This is a genomic window from Roseiarcus sp. (assembly GCF_052145395.1).
Classification (GTDB): Bacteria; Pseudomonadota; Alphaproteobacteria; order Rhizobiales; family Beijerinckiaceae; genus Roseiarcus.
In genome coordinates this window covers 1-17,876 of the sequence record NZ_JBKQOT010000903.1, presented here as the reverse complement: position 1 = coordinate 17,876, position 17,876 = coordinate 1, and the positions used below count along the sequence as shown (strand labels likewise).

At 67.9% G+C, this 17,876-nt stretch carries 15 protein-coding genes and 1 pseudogene; 12 read left to right on the top strand and 4 right to left on the bottom strand.

Annotation, left to right across the window (positions count from 1 at the left end; all coding sequences use genetic code 11):
- Positions 1–800 (top strand): annotated as a pseudogene (locus tag ACLP25_RS31365) (alpha/beta hydrolase); the annotation flags it as partial.
- Between the two features lie 75 nt (positions 801–875).
- Here the strand turns inward: ACLP25_RS31365 and ACLP25_RS31360 are convergent.
- The 3 genes from ACLP25_RS31360 to ACLP25_RS31350 form a co-directional block, all read right to left on the bottom strand.
- On the bottom strand, positions 876–1,544 hold the full coding sequence (locus ACLP25_RS31360) for an LON peptidase substrate-binding domain-containing protein (protein WP_442472994.1): 669 nt from the start codon (positions 1,542–1,544) through the stop codon (positions 876–878).
- A 58-nt stretch (positions 1,545–1,602) separates the two neighbouring features.
- Complete coding sequence (gene trxA / locus ACLP25_RS31355; protein WP_442472993.1) at positions 1,603–2,505, bottom strand: thioredoxin; 903 nt, start codon at positions 2,503–2,505, stop codon at positions 1,603–1,605.
- A gap of 81 nt (positions 2,506–2,586) precedes the next feature.
- Complete coding sequence (locus ACLP25_RS31350) at positions 2,587–3,102, bottom strand: prolyl-tRNA synthetase associated domain-containing protein (RefSeq protein ID WP_442472992.1); 516 nt, start codon at positions 3,100–3,102, stop codon at positions 2,587–2,589.
- A 341-nt stretch (positions 3,103–3,443) separates the two neighbouring features.
- Here ACLP25_RS31350 and rpsO point away from each other — a divergent pair, with 341 nt between their 5' ends.
- The 3 genes from rpsO to ACLP25_RS31335 all read left to right on the top strand — a co-directional run bounded on the left by rpsO (position 3,444) and on the right by ACLP25_RS31335 (position 6,554).
- On the top strand, positions 3,444–3,755 hold the full coding sequence (gene rpsO, locus ACLP25_RS31345; RefSeq protein WP_442472991.1) for a 30S ribosomal protein S15: 312 nt from the start codon (positions 3,444–3,446) through the stop codon (positions 3,753–3,755).
- A gap of 187 nt (positions 3,756–3,942) precedes the next feature.
- The gene (pnp, locus tag ACLP25_RS31340; protein ID WP_442472990.1) at positions 3,943–6,090 is read left to right on the top strand and encodes a polyribonucleotide nucleotidyltransferase; all 2,148 of its coding nucleotides are present in this window, start codon (positions 3,943–3,945) and stop codon (positions 6,088–6,090) included.
- 179 nt (positions 6,091–6,269) lie between these two features.
- A complete protein-coding gene (locus tag ACLP25_RS31335) occupies positions 6,270–6,554 on the top strand; it encodes a heavy metal-binding domain-containing protein (protein ID WP_442472989.1) in 285 nt (94 codons plus the stop codon).
- A gap of 17 nt (positions 6,555–6,571) precedes the next feature.
- Here ACLP25_RS31335 and ACLP25_RS31330 read toward each other — a convergent pair whose 3' ends face one another.
- Positions 6,572–7,828 carry a class I SAM-dependent methyltransferase gene (locus ACLP25_RS31330; protein WP_442472988.1) on the bottom strand — a complete coding sequence of 419 codons (1,257 nt, stop codon included), beginning with the start codon at positions 7,826–7,828 and terminating at the stop codon, positions 6,572–6,574.
- 230 nt (positions 7,829–8,058) lie between these two features.
- Between ACLP25_RS31330 and thrC the strand changes: the two genes are divergently transcribed.
- From thrC to ACLP25_RS31290, 8 genes are all read left to right on the top strand, one after another.
- Positions 8,059–9,462: a threonine synthase gene (thrC, locus tag ACLP25_RS31325; protein WP_442472987.1), complete on the top strand. Its 1,404-nt coding sequence runs from the start codon at positions 8,059–8,061 to the stop codon at positions 9,460–9,462.
- Complete coding sequence (locus tag ACLP25_RS31320; RefSeq protein WP_442472986.1) at positions 9,459–10,724, top strand: M16 family metallopeptidase; 1,266 nt, start codon at positions 9,459–9,461, stop codon at positions 10,722–10,724. Before thrC ends, ACLP25_RS31320 begins: the two co-directional genes overlap by 4 nt.
- Complete coding sequence (locus ACLP25_RS31315; RefSeq protein WP_442472985.1) at positions 10,724–11,326, top strand: GNAT family N-acetyltransferase; 603 nt, start codon at positions 10,724–10,726, stop codon at positions 11,324–11,326. Before ACLP25_RS31320 ends, ACLP25_RS31315 begins: the two co-directional genes overlap by 1 nt.
- A gap of 103 nt (positions 11,327–11,429) precedes the next feature.
- Entirely contained in the window at positions 11,430–14,267 is a 2,838-nt protein-coding gene (locus ACLP25_RS31310; protein ID WP_442472995.1) for an EAL domain-containing protein, read from the top strand.
- Between the two features lie 83 nt (positions 14,268–14,350).
- The gene (locus tag ACLP25_RS31305; protein WP_442472984.1) at positions 14,351–14,644 is read left to right on the top strand and encodes a type II toxin-antitoxin system VapB family antitoxin; all 294 of its coding nucleotides are present in this window, start codon (positions 14,351–14,353) and stop codon (positions 14,642–14,644) included.
- Positions 14,644–15,102: a PIN domain-containing protein gene (locus ACLP25_RS31300; RefSeq protein WP_442472983.1), complete on the top strand. Its 459-nt coding sequence runs from the start codon at positions 14,644–14,646 to the stop codon at positions 15,100–15,102. The genes ACLP25_RS31305 and ACLP25_RS31300 overlap by 1 nt, the downstream gene beginning before the upstream one ends.
- Positions 15,103–15,163: 61 nt before the next feature.
- Entirely contained in the window at positions 15,164–17,074 is a 1,911-nt protein-coding gene (dnaG, locus tag ACLP25_RS31295; protein WP_442472982.1) for a DNA primase, read from the top strand.
- Between the two features lie 186 nt (positions 17,075–17,260).
- A partial coding sequence (locus ACLP25_RS31290) for an RNA polymerase sigma factor region1.1 domain-containing protein (protein ID WP_442472981.1) occupies positions 17,261–17,876 on the top strand: 616 nt, incomplete at its 3' end.

Sequence of the window (17,876 nt, the reverse complement as noted above, 5' to 3'; positions counted from 1 at the left end):
GCCCGCTCCGCTATCGCCTCTACCGGCCGGAGAGTGAAGGACCGCATCCCGTGGTCGTCTACTATCACGGCGGCGGCTGGGTGCTGGGCGACGAAGGCTCCGACGATCCGTTCTGTCGCGACCTTTGCCGGCGCTCGGACATGATCATCATCAGCGTCGACTGCCGGCATGCGCCGGAGCACCGCTTTCCGACCGCCGCCGAGGACGGTCTGGCCGCGGCGCGCTGGGTCGCGACCAACGCCGCGTCGCTTGGCGGACGGGGGGCCCGATCCTGGTCGCTGGCTGGAGCGCCGGCGGCAACGTCGCGGCCGTCACGTGCCAGCTCGCGCGCGATCGCGGCGGTCCGGAGATCGGCGGCCAGCTGCTCGTCTGCCCCGTGATCGATTGCGACTTCACCCGCCCGTCCTACAGCGAAAACGCTGAGGGCTACTTCCTGACCCGCGCGCTGATGAACTGGTTCTGGGACCTCTACTGCTCGCCAGCCGACCGGACCGACCCGCGCGTCTCGCCGCTGCGCGGAAACTTCGCGGGCCTGCCGCAGGCCTTCGTCGTGACCTGCGAGTTCGATCCCCTGCGCGACGAGGGCGTCGCTTATGCGGACGCGATGGCCGCCGCTGGCGTTCCGGTTGAGCAATTGAAGGCGCGGACAGTTCCACATGACGTATTCGATGGTCGACATGATCATCACCGGCGCCGCCGGCCGCGCCCAGATGGCCCGCGCGCTGCGCCGCTTTGCAGGGCTGCCGGCAGAGCGGTCGCTCGGCGGGCAAGCGGCGGTAACCGCCGCGGCGGCGGAGTAGCATTGGCCACACGGCGCGTCCCGGCGGAGGGACCCCGCGCCCTCTCTCACGCCGCGCCCTCCGGCGGAATTTGATCTAATGCAGCTGCGTCCCCGCGTCGTCGCCGCGGGCGAGCCCGATGGTGGTGATCGCCACCAGCATTTCGGCGCGGGACTTCAGGTCGACCGACTCAAGCAACGCCTGCTTCTCCCGCGGGCCGCAGGGGCTCATCATCGACAGGCCGTTGACCAGCGCCTCGTTGGACGCCTTCTTGATGTCGCTCCAGACCACCTTGACCTCGTTGACCTCGGCGAAACGCCTGAGAGTCGACAAGAGCGACTCGCGGTCGACCGCCGCCTCGCCCGCGCCCTCGGTGAAATCTTCCGAGAAGGGCGCGTAATCGGTCATGGCGATGCGATACGGCGTCGCGTAGTGCATTTCTTCGGCGACGCGGAACCGCGCCACGCCCATCAAGGTCACAAAGCAGCGGCCGTCGCCGACTTCGGTGTATTGCACGATCCGGCCGGCGCATCCGACCGGATAGAGCTCCGGCGGCGGCCCCGCCGTCATCTCGGGCGCAGTCGGCTGGATGATGCCGATCAGCCGCTCGCCGCTCAGCGCGTCATCGAGCATGGCGAGATAGCGCGGCTCGAACACCGTCAGCTGGAGCGGTCGGCGAGGCAGCAATAGGGCGCTTTCCAGCGGAAAGAGCGGAATGGTGGCCGGCATGTCCGCCGGCCCGGCATACGTCCGATTGAGCTTCATCGCTGTCATTCCATCAACTCGCGACGGCCCGCTCAAGCCGTCCGCGAGTCTTTCCTTTCTAGAACCAGATCGCGGAAAGCTTGCGGCGGGCGGCGATTGACGCCGGGTCCATCAGGCCCCAGGCCTCGAACAGCTGCAAAAGCTGCTTGCGCGCCGCCTCGTCGTTCCACTTGCGGTCGCGACGAATGATCTCGAGCAGCTGATCGGCCGCGGCCTCCCGGTCGCCTTTGGCGGAAAGAGCCACGGCCAGGTCGTACCGCGCCTGATGGTTATTGGGGTCCGCCGTCACGGCCGCTTCGAGCGGCGCGAGTTCGCCGACGCTGGAGGCCTGCTCGGCGAGATTCACCGCGGCCAAAGCAGCGGCGATCGCCGGATCAGGCTCCTTGCCCGGCGCAGGCGGCGGGGCGGTCGCAAGCAGGGCCTTCGCCTCGTCGACATTGCCGGCCGCGACATGGAGCTTGGCGAGGCCGCCGATCGCCTTCACGTCCTCCGGGTTATCGGCCAGGATTTCGGCGTAGATCGACGCCGCGCCGGCCGCATCGCCCGTGGCCGCGGACTCCTCGGCTTCGGCGATCAGCTCCGCCGCGCCGCCCTTCAGCGGCCCGACCAGGCGCTCGATGAAGCCGCGGATCTGACTCTCCGGCAGCGCGCCCACGAAGCCGTCGACCGGCTGGCCCCGGTCGAAGGCGATGACGGCGGGAATCGACTGGATGCCGAGCTGACCGGGGATCTGAGGGTGATCGTCGATGTTCATCTTGACGAGGGCGACCTTGCCGCCCGAGTCGCGCACCGCCCTTTCCAGCGCCGGGGCGAGTTGCTTGCACGGGCCGCACCAAGGCGCCCAGAAATCGACCAGCACCGGCTTCTGCTGCGAGGCGGTGAGCACATCGGCGCGAAACGATGCCGTCGTCACCTCCTTGACCGGCGTCGCGGTCGCCGTCGCCCCGTTTCCGTTCGCCATCTTTCCTGATCTCCCGCCTGGTGGGGCGCGAGCCCCGCCAAATGTCCCGTTTCGCGGCCCTAGATGGAGGCGCGCAGCCGCTTATTCAACTGTTTCCGCGTCCCGTCCAAGTGCGACGATCACCGGCTCGTGCCTCGTCGCGCGCAAAAACCTGACGAGATCGCCGCTGGCGAGGCCCGTCGTGCGGGTGTTGACCAGCGGATGGAAATTGAGGCGCTCATGCGCCATCATCGCTTCGTCGAGGACGACGCTGACCCGCCCGTCCGCGTCGTTGATCGCGCCGAACGGCGTCACCGCGCCAGGCCGGACGCCCCAGACCTCCTCCAGAAGCTCCGCCGAGCCGAAAGACACCCGCCCCTGCCCGCCGATCCGCTCGTGCACGCGCTTCAGGTCGACCTCCGTCTCCTCGCCGAGCACCACCAGGAACAGCCGGCTCTTCTTGTCCTTGACGAACAGGTTCTTCGTATGCCCGCCGGGGATTTCACCGCGTAGCGTCTGCGATTCCTCGACGGTGAACAGCGGCGGATGCTCGACCGTCGCGGTCGAAATGCCGAGGTCTGCGAGATAGGCGAGAAGATCTTCTGGGGAAGCGGGCATGGGCCGGAAGCGGAGGAAACGGAAGGTTGGCGGCTTCGTAGCCCTTTCGGGCCGGGCCAGCAACAGGAGGCGGCCCCGCGAACGCTCGCGCTCCAGGACGTCATCCGCCGCGAGGATCGAGGCAATCCCCTGACGAGTTAGGGCGTACGGGCCATTCCGGGTCACGCGCCCGGCCATCAGAAAACGCTGGCGCCCCGGCGCGAAATCTGTATAAGCGCGCGATCCGCCGCCCCGATGGCCGGCGGTTTTTCCGTCGCGACCGACCTGGACGACATCCCGGCTCAGCCGTTTTTTTCGACAGGGGCGAGCCTGAGGCCGCCGCAAAATCAAGGAAAAGTTCGATGTCGATCACCACCGAGCGCAAGACCGCGCTCATCAACCAATATGCCCGCAAGGTCGGCGACACCGGTTCGCCGGAGGTCCAGATCGCGATCCTCACCGAGCGGATCGCCAACCTGACCGGCCACTTCAAGACCCACGTCAAGGACAACCACTCGCGACGCGGCCTGCTAAAGATGGTTTCGCAGCGCCGCACGCTACTCGACTACGTCAAGAAGCAGGACGAAGCGCGCTACAGGGCCCGGATCGAGCGCCTCGGCATTCGCCGCTACGCTCGAACCGCCGGGGTCGCCTCGCACGAGGCGTCCCCTTGACCCCACGCGGGCGGCGGCAGGGGCCGGCGTCCGCATTTTGACATGCGAGAGCCGCGCGTCATGGCAGGATCGCCGGGAGCTGGAGCTTGAGTTTCGCCCAGCCCCCCGCCGTCTTGCCGATGACGAGCCCGAAGAAGCGGGCGGCATGGACCGCAGGCTTTCGCATCCCACCTTAGGATGAAGAAAGATGTTTGACATTCAACGCGAAGAACTCGACTGGTGCGGGCGCAAGCTCGTACTGGAAACCGGACGCATCGCCCGTCAGGCCGACGGCGCCGTGCTCGCGACCTGGGGCGAGACCACCGTGCTCGCCACCGTCGTTGCGGAGAAATCGGCCAAGCCTGGCCAGGATTTCTTCCCCCTTACCGTCCACTATCAGGAGAAGACCTTCGCGGCCGGCCGCATTCCCGGCGGCTACCTCAAGCGCGAAGGCCGGCCGTCCGACCGCGAGACGCTGACGTCGCGCCTGATCGACCGCCCGATCCGCCCGCTGTTCCCCGACGAGTTCCGCTGCGATACCCAGATCATCGCGACAGTGTTGTCCTATGACCTCGAGTCGGATTCCGACATTCTGGCCCTGGTCGCCTCCTCGGCGGCGCTCACGTTGTCTGGCGTGCCGTTCATGGGCCCGGTCGGCGCGGCCCGCGTCGGCGTGATCAGGGGCGAGGTCAAGGTCAACCCGACGGTCGAGGAGATGAAGGACTCGACGCTCGACCTCGTCGTCGCCGGCACCGCCGACGCGGTTCTAATGGTCGAGTCGGAGGCCCAGGAGCTCAGCGAAGAGACCATGCTGAAGGCCGTGATGGCCGGCCACGCCGGCTTCCAGCCGGTCATCGACGCGATCATCCGGCTCGCCGAGAAGGCGGCCAAGGAGCCCCGCGAGCTCCCCCCAAGCGACCGCGCCGAGGTCGAGAAGGCCGTGCTCGAGGTTGGCGAGGTCGAGCTCCGCGCGGCGTACGCGATCACCCAGAAGCAGGAGCGCTACGCCGCTGTCGAGGCGGCCAGAGCGAAGGTGATGGCCGCGCTGGCGCCGGCTGACGGCGAGGCCAAATTCCCGGCCTCAGAGGTTGCCGAGGCGTTCCACAACGCCCAGGCCAAGGTCGTGCGCTGGAACATCCTCGACCACGGCCGTCGCATCGACGGGCGGGATCTCACGACCGTCAGGCCGATCCTGGCGCAGGTCGGGGTGCTGCCCCGCACCCACGGCTCGGCGCTCTTCACCCGCGGCGAGACGCAGGCCCTCGTGGTCGCGACGCTCGGCACGGGCGAGGACGAACAGTACGTCGACTCGCTCGACGGCACCTACAAGGAGCGTTTCCTGCTCCACTACAACGTCCCGCCTTATTCGGTCGGCGAGACCGGCCGGATGGGCACGCCCGGCCGGCGCGAGATCGGCCACGGCAAGCTTGCGTGGCGCGCGATTCACCCGATGCTGCCGACTGCGGCCGAGTTCCCCTACACGATCCGCGTCGTCTCCGAGATCACCGAGTCGAACGGCTCGTCCTCCATGGCCACGGTTTGCGGCTCGTCGCTGGCGCTGATGGACGCCGGGGTTCCGCTGAAGCGCCCGACCGCCGGCATCGCGATGGGCCTCATCCTCGAAGAGTCGCGCTTCGCGGTCCTCTCCGACATCCTCGGCGACGAGGACCACCTCGGCGACATGGACTTCAAGGTGGCCGGCACCAGCGAGGGCGTCACCTCGCTGCAGATGGACATCAAGATCGCCGGCATCACCGAGGAGATCATGCGGGTCGCGCTCGCCCAGGCGTGTGACGGCCGGTTGCACATTCTCGGCGAGATGAGCAAGGCGATCACCGGCGCCCGCGCGGAGCTCGGCGAGTTCGCTCCGCGCATTGAGACGATGAAGATCCCGACCGACAAGATCCGCGAGGTCATCGGCACGGGCGGCAAGGTGATCCGCGAGATCGTCGAGAAGACCGGTGCCAAGATCAACATCGAGGATGACGGCACGGTGAAGATCGCTTCCAGCGACGGCGCCAAGATCAGGGCGGCGATCAACTGGATAAAGTCGATCGCTTCGGAGCCGGAAGTCGGCCAGATCTACGATGGCACGGTGGTCAAGACCGTCGAGTTCGGCGCCTTCGTCAATTTCTTCGGCTCCAAGGATGGTCTCGTCCACATCTCCCAGCTCGCCAAGGGCCGGGTCGCCAAGACGACCGACGTCGTCAAGGAAGGCGACAAGGTCAAGGTCAAGGTCCTCGGCTACGACGACCGCGGCAAGGTGAAGCTGTCGATGCGCATCGTCGACCAGCAGACCGGCGCCGACCTCGAAAAGGCGCAGGCGGCGGAGACGGCGAACAACGCCGCCGACTGAGGCGCCTGAAGCATCTTCAAAAAGCGAAGCGGCGCCCGCCCGGCGCCGCTTCCGTTTCCGTTTTCTCGAACCCGGCCGTTTCAGCGCCGCAAGAGAATTCCTAAGTATGTTGTGCTTAACCTACCGGTAAGGTCGCCGCGCTATCCAAATGCGCGTCGAGCCGAAAATGGACACCCTCCATGAAAGTCAGTTTTTCCGCCGGTCTGGACGACGGCCCCGACCTGATCCCGATCGGGCGCGTCAAAGCGACCACGCGCTGGCGTGCCGCCGCCGAGCCGGGAACCGAGGAAGAGCGCCGGGCGGCGATCGGAACGCTCATCCGTGAAGCGGCCGAATACGACGCCGACGCTGTGATCGACGTCCGGTTCGAGGTGGACGGCGTCAAAGGCGTTGACATCGAAGGCGTCGCCCTGCAGCGCGTCACCGTCACGGGACTGGCGGTCCGCTTCGCGCGGGCGGCCTGACCGCGGGCCCGCACGGCCTACTCAGCGGCCTCGCGCAGCGCGGGCTCAGCCGTCTCTCGGCGGCGGAGCGCATCCTCGCGCTCGGTGATATAATTGCGGGTAATTGGAACCGCGCTCTGGCGCCTTGCGAGCTGGATCTGGAAGACCATGTGTCCGTCGACGCGGAAAGACGTTTCCGATCCGGCCAGATAGAACTCCCACATCCGGCAAAACCGTTCGCCGGCGATCTTCACCGCTTCGTCCCAGTTTGCCACGAACCGTTCCCGCCAGGCGCGCAGCGTCTCGGCGTAGTGCAGGCGAAGGATCTCGATGTCCGTGACGTAGAGCCCGGCGCGCTCGATCGCTGGAAGCACCTCCGACAGGCTCGGGATGTAGCCGCCGGGGAAAATATACTTGCGGATCCAGGCGTTGGTCGCCCCGGGCACGGAATTGCGCCCGATCGAGTGGAGCAGCATCACCCCGTCGTCCTTGAGCAGCCGGCGGACGTTCCGGAAATACTCGTCGTATCCGGCGACGCCGACATGCTCGAACATGCCGACCGAGACGATGCGGCCGAAGGTCTCCTCGACGTCGCGGTAGTCCTGCAGGCGGAAATCGAGCCGCTCGGCGAAGCCTGACCGCTCGGCGCGCGCCTTCGCCGCCGCGATCTGCTCCTCGGACAAGGTGACGCCGGTCGCCTTCCCCGCGCCGGCGACGCCAGCCAGATAGAGCGCCATGCCGCCGAAGCCACAGCCGATGTCGAGCACCGAATCGCCTTCGTCGATCAGGAGTTTGGCCGCGATATGGCGCTTCTTCGCCCTCTGGGCGTCGTCGAGCGATTGGCCGGGATGCTCGAAATAGGCGCAGGAGTACTGCCGGTCGGAGTCGAGAAAGAGCTCGTAAATCCGGATGTCATGGTCGTAGTGCCGGGCGATGTTCTGCTTTGCCCGCTTGCGGTCGTTGCGCTGATGGAAGCTGCGGAAAAGCACGCGGGCCCTTTCGATCGCCTTGACCCAGGGAAGCACTTCGAGCTTCGCGAGGTTCTTGGCGCCGAGTTCGAGAATGTCATACAGCGAGCCTTCGGTGACGACGAAGCGCCCTTCCATGTAGAGCTCGCCGAGATAGAAGGAAGGATCGATCAGCAGTTCTCGCTCCGCCGCCCGGTCAGTTAGGCGCGCCCCGAGCTTCGGCCCCGTGCCGTCGCCGAATGTGTGCCTGACGCCGTCCGCCGTCTCGACTTCCAGGTTGCCGGTCAGCACCAGCTTCCCAAGCAGCGTTGCAAACGTCTTAGCCATGCCGTGACACCCCGATCGCGCTGCGGCCGCACCCGCAGCGTCTACTTGCGGCTTAGGTTAGAGATTTTTGGCCGGACGTTTCAAGGCCGTCCGCGCCTATCCCGGGCAGTCTACGCGAATCGTCGGACCGCGTCTTGGTTTGGCCCCATTCGTCAGCGCATCACGACGCCGTTTTCCTTTCGCGGCTTTTGCGATAGACGACGGGCAAATCGGCTAAGGATTTCCAGTTCGTGCACTATGTTTCGACGCGCGGGACGGCGCCGACCCTCGGCTTCGCGGACGCGCTCCTGACCGGCCTCGCCCGCGACGGCGGACTCTACGCCCCGCTGACGTTGCCCGAATGGCGGCCGGAAGACATCCGGGCTCTGAGAGGCCTTCCTTACGCAAAAGCGGCCGTGCGGGTGATGTCCGAGTTCATCGATGGGGAGTTCGGCTCGGACGGGCTCGAGGAGATGACCGCAGACGCGTATGCGGGTTTCCGTCATGCGGCGACGGCCCCGATCGTCCAGATCGGGCCCGATCTGTTCGCGCTCGAACTGTTCCACGGTCCGACCCTGGCGATCAAGGACTTCGCCATGCAGTGGCTGGGGCGCGCGATGAACCGCGTCCTCACCGAACGCGGCGAGCGGGCGACCATCCTCGGCGCGACATCGGGCGACACCGGAGCGGCCGCGATCGAAGCGTTCGGCGGACTGACGCAGACCGACGTCTACATTCTTTATCCGCAGGGACGCGTTTCCGACGTCCAGCGGCGCCAGATGACTTCGGTCGGGAAGGCCAACGTCCATGCCCTGGCGATCGACGGCACGTTCGACGACTGCCAGCGCCTGGTCAAAGAGCTGTTCGGCGACCTCCGCTTCCGCGACGAGATGAGCCTCTCGGGCGTCAACTCGATCAACTGGGCGCGCATTCTGGCCCAGATCGTCTATTATTTCGTCGCCGCCGTGGCTCTCGGCGCCCCCGAGCGGGCCGTCTCGTTCGCCGTTCCAACCGGCAACTTCGGCGACATCCTGGCGGGCTATTACGCCAAGCGCATGGGCCTGCCGGTCGAGCGGCTGATCATCGCGACCAATGAGAACGACATTCTGGCGCGGACGCTGGAAACCGGGCGCTACGAGCCGCGCGGCGTGAGGGCGACGCAGTCGCCGTCGATGGACATTCAGGTGTCGTCGAACTTCGAGCGGCTCATGTTCGAGGCGTCCGGCCAGGATCCGGAAACCGTGCTGAGGCAGATGGCCGATTTCGCTTCTGACGGCTGGTTCGCGGTCCCCCCCGCGATTCTCGAGCGAATTAAGGCCGATTTCGCCGCCGAGCGCGTCGACGAGGCGGCCTGCGCCGCCGAAATGACGCGGGTCTGGCGCGACTGCGAACTGGTCATCGATCCGCATAGCGCCGTCGGCGTCGGCGCAGCCCGTCGCGCGCTCGCGGCCTCCCCGGCGACGCCGATGGTGGCGCTGGGCACCGCGCACCCGGCCAAGTTCCCGGACGCGGTCGAAGCGGCGACCGGGGTCCGCCCCGCGCTGCCCGCCCATCTCGCCGACCTCATGGAGCGGCGCGAGACGATCATCGCGCTCGCCAACGACAAGGCGGCGGTGGCGGACTACCTCCGTCAAACCGCGAGAGCGCCGGCGTGAGCGTGCGGACCACGACGCTGCCTTCGGGCCTCGCCGTCGTCACGGACGAGAGCGCCCACGTGCGCACGGCCGCCGTCGGCGTTTTCGTCGCCGCGGGCTCGCGCCACGAGAGCGTCGCCGAACACGGCCTGTCGCATCTCCTGGAGCACATGGCCTTCAAAGGCACCCGGCGGCGGAGCGCGCGCGACATCGCCGAGGCGATCGAGGACGTCGGCGGCGACCTCAACGCGGAGACCGGGGTGGAGCGGACGGGCTATTTCGCCCGGGTGATCGGGACCGACGTCGGCCTCGCGCTCGACGTGATCGGCGACATACTCACCGAAAGCCTGTTCGATTCGGCCGAGCTCGAGCGCGAGAAGAACGTCATCGTCCAGGAAATCGGCGCGGTCGAGGACACGCCCGACGATTACGTTTTTGATTTGCTGACCGCCTGCGCCTGGCCGGACCAGGCGATCGGACGCCCGATTCTCGGCACGCGAGAGGGGGTCGGCGCCTTCGACCGCGAGGCGGTCGACCGCTACCTGCGCCGGCACTACGGCGCGTCATCGATCGTGGTCGCCGCGGCCGGCGCGGTCGAACACGACGAGATCGTCGCGCTGTCGGCCGAGCGGCTCGCCGGACTGCCCAGCGCTGAGGCCGCGGGACTTCAGCCCGCCGATTATCGCGGCGGAGAAGCTCGCCTGCGCCGAAAACTCGAGCAGACTCACGTTGTCGTCGCCTTCGAGGGCCGGCCGATCGGCGCGCCGGAACACGATGCCGCGCATGTTTTTGCGGCTGCGACCGGCGGCGGGATGTCGTCGCGCCTGTTCCAGGAGGTGCGCGAGAAGCGCGGTCTCGCGTACTCGATTTACTCGTTCCATTGGGATTACTCGGACACCGGGCTCTTCGGCTTCTACGCCGGCTCCGCCGACCGCGACGCGGCCGAGGTGGTCGCAGCCTCCCTCGACTGCCTGGCCGAGGCTGCGCACAAGCTTGGCGACAACGAGATCCGGCGCGCCAAGGCGCAGATGAAGGTTTCGATCCTGGCCGCGCTCGAATCGCCGGGCGCGCGGGCCCAGCAACTCGGCCGGCAGATGCAGATCTACGGCCGTCCTCTGTCGCTCGACGAGATGATCGCGCGCGTGGAGGCGATCTCCACCGAAGACGTTCGCAAGACCGGCGCGGCCATGCTTAGATCAGCGCCCACGGTCGCCACGATCGGCGGCGCCGTCGCCAGGGTTCACGGCCGAGCCAAAGTCGCCGAGGCGCTGAGGGGAGTCTGATGGCGCTTTTCGGCCTGACACGAACCGCCAATCCCGAACCGTTGCTGCGCGGCGACGGGCTCTACCTGCGCCCGGCGACTCCCGCAGACTTTTCCGCTTGGTCGCAACTCAGGGCGGCGAGCCGCCCCTTCCTCGAACCGTGGGAGCCGACCTGGCCCGACGACGACCTGACGCAGGCGGCGTTCCGACGCCGCCTCAAGCGCCAGGAAGAGGACATCGCGCGCGACGAGGCCTATCCCCTTCTGATATTCGACCAGACCTCCGACCAGCTGCTCGGCGGCGTGACGCTGGGGGGAGTGCGTCGCGGCGTCTCCCAGACCGGGACGCTCGGCTACTGGATGGGCGCAGCCCACGCCGGCAAGGGACGTATGACCCGTGCCGTCTCGGCGACTGTCGAATTCGCCTTCGGCAAGCTGCGGCTCCATCGGGTCGAGGCGGCCTGCATCCCCGACAACGCGCCGTCGATCGCGCTCTTGCAGAGCAACGGCTTTCACCGCGAGGGCTACGCTCGCGGCTATCTCAAGATCGATGGCGCGTGGCGCGATCACGTTCTGTTCGCGCTCATCGAGAGCGACGCGCGGACAAGAGCAACGGCGGCCTGATTTGTCCGATTTCGAATTGCGCGCCGTCATGTCGAACCTCCGTCACCCCCAACCGGACGCCGGGCGCGCGCGGCTCATCGTCGCAGCGCTGCGCTTCCTCGTCATGCTGGCGCTCGTCCTTTCGGCCTGCCGGCCCGCGCTGGCGGTCCAGTCGGTGCGGGTGTCGGCCGATTCCGACGCCATCGACCTCACCCGCGCCGTGGAGCATTACGGCGCGCAGGGCGACCGAATTCAGGTGTCGACGGCGCCGGGCGCCGACGGCATCGTCCGGCGCATCGAGGTCAGCGCGCTCGAGGCGGGCGCCCAGCCGGCCTGGATCGTGTTCGCGCTGACCAACGATTCCGACGAGCAACTGAGCCGTCTCATCGTCGCGCCCCACTTCCGCCTGGTCGGATCGGGGGTCGTCTGGCCAGATCTTGGCTCCTCCCGCATCACCACGATCACCGCGAGCCAGGGTCAGGCGCCCGAGCGGGAGGATAACGCCCAGGCGGACGTGTTCCGCCTGACCCTCGATCCGGGAACGACAGTGACCTATGTCGCCGAGCTGCGCACCCCCTCGCTGCCGCAGATCTATCTGTGGGAGCCGGACGCGTTCAAGGACAAGTCGACCAGCCTCACCCTCTACGAAGGCATCCTCATCGGCATCGCTGGCCTCCTTGCGCTGTTCCTCACGATCGTGTTCGTCGTGCGCGGCGCGATGATCTTCCCTGCCGCCGCGGCGCTGGCGTGGGCGGTGTTCATCTATGTCTGCATCGACTTCGGCTTCTGGCGGAAGATGTTCGGCCTCGAGGACGCCTCGGAGCGGATCTGGCGCGCGGGGGTCGAGGCGACCATCGCCGCGACCCTGATCGTCTTCCTGTTCGCCTATCTCAACCTCCGCCGCTGGCACGTGCGCTATATGCATTTCGCGCTCGTATGGCTCCTGGTCATGGCCTCGGTCGTCGCGCTTTCGGTGTTCAACGCGCCGATCGCGGCGGGCGTCGCGCGCATCTCGATCGCGACCGTCGCGGGCGTCGGCCTGCTCCTCATCCTGAGTCTTGCGGCGCGCGGCTCGGACCGGGCGGTGATGCTGATCCCAACCTGGTACCTGCTCGCCGTCTGGGTCGTGGCGGCGGGCGCCGCGGCGCTCGGTTATCTCACCAACGACCTTGCCGCGCCGGGGCTTGTTGGCGGCCTGGTTCTGATCGTCATGCTGATCGGCTTCACTGTGATGCAGTTCGCCTTCTCCGGCGCCCGTGGGAGCGGGGACGGCGGCGCCGACGCGGAGCGACGCTCGCTGGCGATGGCCGGCTCCGGCGAAGCAATCTTCGATTGGAACGTGGTCAGTGACGAGATCAGCGGCAGCGATGCGCTCGAGAGCCAGCTCGGCCTCAAGCGAGGCGCCCTCGCAGGGCCGGCCGTCGGTTGGCTCGACGTGCTGCATCCGCTCGACCGCGACCGCTATTCGCTCGCGCTCGACGGGCTCTTGCACCAGCGCTCCGGACGGATCAACCATGAGCTCCGGCTGCGCGGCGCCGACGGTCATTATTTCTGGTACATGCTGAAGGCGCGGCCGGTCGTCAGCGCAGACGGAGAGGTCGTGCGCGTCGTTGGATCGCTCGCCGACGTCACCGAGCTCAAGTCGGCCGAGGAGCGCATGCTCCATGACGCCATCCACGACAACCTGACCGGCCTGCCCAACCGCGAGCTGTTTTACGACCGCCTCGATGCGGCCGTCCACCAGGCGCAGAAGCCGGGGGCGACGGGGCCGATCGCGCTGGTCGTCGACATCGACGACTTCAAGCGCATCAACGACTCCTACGGCCTGTCGATGGGCGACTCGACGCTGCTGGCGATCGCCCGCCGGATTGGTCGCGACCTCAAACCCGGCGACACGCTCGCCCGACTCGTCGGCGACCAGTTCGGCGTCGTTATTCTCTCCGATCCGCCGGCCGACTTCGGGGCGCGGCTCGACGCCCTCCGGACGGCGCTCTCGGCGCCGATCAGTTTCGGCGAACGGGAAATAGCGCTCACGGTGTCGATCGGCGCGGCGGTCTTCGATCCGAAGCTCCACGCCAAGGGCGGCGATCTCATCGCCGACGCCCAGCTCGCCCTGGCGAACGCCAAAAAGGCCGGCGGCGACCGGGTCGAGCTGTTCACGCGCGTCATGCGGTCGCAGCGCTCGGACCGGCAAACGCTGGAAAACGACATGCGCCACGCGCTCGAGCGCGGCGAAATCATCGTGCTGTTCCGGCCGATCGTGCGTCTCGAGGACCGGACCGTCGCAGGCTTCCAGGCGCTGACCCGCTGGCGCCACCCGAAGCTCGGCGTCCTCGACGAGAGCGAATACGGCCCGGCGGCCGAGGCCAGCGGCGCCGCGATCGACATCGGCGCCTTCGCCCTGGAAATCGCCGCTCGCGAACTCGCCGCCTGGCAGAAGGCGCTCGAGGTCAATCCCCCGATCTTCGCCACCGTCGGCGCGTCGACGCGACAGATGCTGGCGCACGATCTTCTGACCGACGTCCGCTCCGCGCTTGGCCGCCATTTCGTCCAGCGCGGCTCGCTGAAGATCGCCGTCGCCGAGAACCTGGTGATGGAGAATCCGGAATACGCGGCGGTCCTGTTGCGGCGGGTGCGCGAGGTCGGCGCGGCGCTGATGCTCGATCGCTTTGGCGCCGGCTACACCTCGCTCGGGCACCTGCCGCAGTACCGCTTCGACGCCATGCGAATCGACGCGTCGCTGGTTCGACCGAACGCCTTCGGGCAGCGCTCGCCGATCCTGCGCTCGGTTATCGCCATGGCGCACGAGATGGGCATGGACGTCATCTCGGAGGGGGCGGACACGGAGTCGGACGCGGTCGAACTCGCCCAGATCGACTGCCAGTTCGCGCAGGGAGCGGCGTTCGGCCAGCCGATGAGCGCGGCCGCCGCGCGCAAGCTGATGGGCGCTGAGCCTGCCTGAGCCGACCGGTCCTGCCTCGCGACCTCCGAGCGGATCACCCGGCCACTGGTCCCCAAAGGACGAGCATCACGCGAAACGCCTCCTTGCCGACCACCTCGCTGTGGGATATCCTTACCTCCCAGGAGGGATATACCATGCCGCTCTACATCAAAGACCCCGACGTGGCGGAAATGGCCGAGAGGCTTCGAAAACTCACGTCCGCGCGCACGAAGACGGAAGCGGTGCGGCAGGCGTTGAAGAGCGCGCTGAAGGTGGCGGCGCAGCAGCGGTCCTTGTCTGAAAATCTGCGCGACGCGGTCGCCATTGCGCGGCAGATCGGCCCCCGCGACCCGGACTTCGACCAAAAGCGCTTCAGCGACGACATGTGGGGACAGTAATGGTCGTCGACGCATCGGCCATAGTCGCCATTCTGGTCGAAGAGCCGATGGCGGGCGCGGTTGCAGGCGCGATCGAGCACAGTCGAGGTCCCTTCGCGGTTTCGCCGCTGACCGTGTTCGAAGCCGCGCTCGCAATGGCGCGAGCTCGCGGCTCGCGGCGCCGCGCCTCGACTCGCGAGGATATCGAGACGGCGCTGGCGGCCGTCGAGAAGCTCATCGAGGCGCTTCAGGCGGAGGAGGTTCCGGTCTCGGCGGACCTCGCGCGGGCGGCCATCGCCGCCGCGGCCCGGTTCGGGCGTGCTGTCGGTCATCCGGCGGATCTCAATTTCGGCGACTGCTTTTCCTATGCTCTCGCCACGGCGCGCGAGGACGCCCTGCTGTTCATCGGCGACGACTTCGCTCAGACCGATGTCCGGAGCGTGCTCGCCGACCCGCGGCCGCGGCGCGGAGCCGTGTGAAAGCCGGGGACAACCGCGTCCCGTCCTTGCCAAACCTCACGGCGCGGCCAATCTGAGCCCCATGAAATTCTCGCCTGCCTTTCTCGACGAGATCCGGGCCCGGCTTCCGGTCTCGGAAGTCGTGGCGCGACGCGTGAAGCTGCGCAAGCAGGGGCGGGAGTGGGCGGGCCTGTCGCCGTTCAACGCCGAGAAGACGCCGTCATTTTTCGTCAACGACCAGAAGGGCTTCTATCACGACTTCTCCTCCGGCCGGCACGGAGACATTTTTCGGTTCGTCATGGAGACGGACGGCCTGAGCTTCCCGGACGCCGTCGAGCGGCTGGCCGGCATGGCGGGCGTGCCAATGCCGCGGCCGACCGGCGCCGAGGTCGAACAGGAGAAGAAGCGCGCCAGCCTCCTCGACGTCCTGGCGATGGCCGCCCACCTGTTCGAGGCCAGTCTCCATGAGCCAGTGGGCGCCCGGGCGCGCGGCTATCTCTCCGACCGCGGGCTCGGTCCCGCGGTGCAGCAACGCTTCTCGCTCGGCTATTCCGCGCCCGACCGCTTCGCCCTGCGCGACGCGCTGGCCGCAGAGGGCGTCGGCGCCGATCAGATGATCGAGGCCGGGCTCCTCATCCACGGCGAAGGGATCGCCGTTCCGTACGACCGCTTCCGCGACCGGGTGATGTTCCCGATCCACGACCGCTCCGGCAAGGTCATCGCTTTCGGCGGCCGGGCGATGGAGCCGGGCGCCAAGGCGAAGTACCTCAACTCGCCGGAGACGCCGCTCTTCCACAAAGGCTCGCTGCTGTTCAACCACCATCGGGCGCGAAAATCCGCGCACGACAAGGGCGAGATCGTGGTGGTCGAGGGCTATGTCGACGCGATCGCGATGAGCGAGGCGGGCTTTCCCAACGTCGTCGCGCCGCTCGGCACGGCGCTGACCGCCGACCAGTGCGCCCTCCTTTGGGCGATGGCGGACGAGCCGATCCTGTGTTTCGACGGCGACAACGCCGGGCGCAAGGCGGCGTTCCGCGCAATCGAGACGGCTCTGCCGCTGATCGGCGCCGGAAAAAGCCTGCGCTTCGCCCTTCTCCCCGAGGGGCAGGACCCCGACGATCTTTTGCGGACCAGCGGCGCGCCGGCGATGGCCGAGGCGCTGAAGGGCGCGCGGCCGTTCGCCGACATGCTGTTCTTGCGCGAGAGCGAGGCGAGGCCCCTCGACACGCCGGAGAGCCGCGCGGCGCTCGAGCGCCGGCTCGTCGACGCGGTCGCCGCGATCGGCGACGAGACGCTGCGCCGCCATTACCAGGCCGACATGAAGCGGCGGCTCCTTTCGCTGTTCGGCGAAGACCGTCCCCCTGCCGGCGCGCGCGGCGGGCCGCGGCGCTCCGGCGTCGACCGGCGCGGAGCCTTTCCGCAGCGCGGGCCGCGAGTCGGCGTCGCTCAGGCGCCGCTGCCGCCTCAGGAGCGCCTCGCCCGCCAGGCCCGCGAGCCCGCCCGCGAGATCGTCATCGTGGCCGTCGCCCTCGGTCATCCTGCGCTGCTTGAGGCCCACTGGGAGGAGTTCGCGACGCTCGAATTCGCGGCGCCTAAGCTCGCCGCGTTCCGCAACGCGCTCGTCGCCGCGCCGCCGGAGGCGATGGACTCGCCGGAGGCTCTGGCTCAGGCGCTCACAATCGCGGGCCTCAACGCGGAACGCGAGCGCATCCTGGCCGAGGCCGCCAAGACGCCGACCTGGTGGTGCCTGCGGCCGGAAGCGGCGCCCTCCGACGCCGAGCACGTTCTCAGGCAGAGCCTGGCCTTGCATCGGCGGACGGGCGCGTTAAATAGGGAGCTGAAACTCGCGGAGCGGTCGCTGGCTGACGAGCCAAACGAGCAAAATTTCGCCCGATTGCTGGACATCAAGGCGCACATGGCCGATCTCGCGCACGCCGAAGCGGCGATCGATGGCTTTGGCGAGCTGTCAGGGCGTCCCTCGTCGTCGATCTGACTGGAGACGCGATGGAGTGAGGCCGAGAGCGCGCTTCGCGGGGGGATGAGATTGATCGACGCCGTCGGCTCCGGACGCCGCCCGGAACCGGCGGCGAATTGATGCGTGAGATAGGCGGCGCGCGGACGCCCGCGCCGCCCCGAACAGGACCACTTCCGCGCCCGGCGCGGACCGACGGAGATTTCGATGGCCAAAAAGGACGAGGCGAAGGGCGAAGGCGAAACCGCGGCCGTCGAAACGACCGACAGCCCGCTTCTCGATCTGACCGACGCCGCCGTCAAGCGACTGCTCAAGCTCGCCAAGAAGCGCGGCTGGGTGACGCAGGACGAGCTGAACGCCGTCCTGCCGTCTGAAGAGATCTCTTCCGACCAGATCGAAGACATGAACGCGATGCTCAGCGAGATGGGCATCAACGTCGTCGACAGCGAGGACGCGGAAGAGGCCGAGAAGGAGTCGGCCGACCCCGCCGAAGACGAGGAGAGCGAGGGCAGCGAGATCGTCGAGGCGAGCCGTTCGACGGCAGTCGCGACCCGCAGTTCCGAGCCGAGCGAGCGCACCGACGATCCGGTGCGCATGTACCTGCGCGAGATGGGCTCGGTCGAGCTCCTGTCGCGCGAGGGCGAAATCGCCATCGCCAAGCGCATAGAGGCCGGCCGCGAGGCGATGATCGCGGGCTTGTGCGAGAGTCCGCTGACCTTCCAGGCGATCATCATCTGGCGGGACGAGCTCAACGAAGCCAAGATCCTGCTGCGCGACATCATCGATCTCGAGGCGTCCTACACCGGGCCCGACGGCAAGAAGC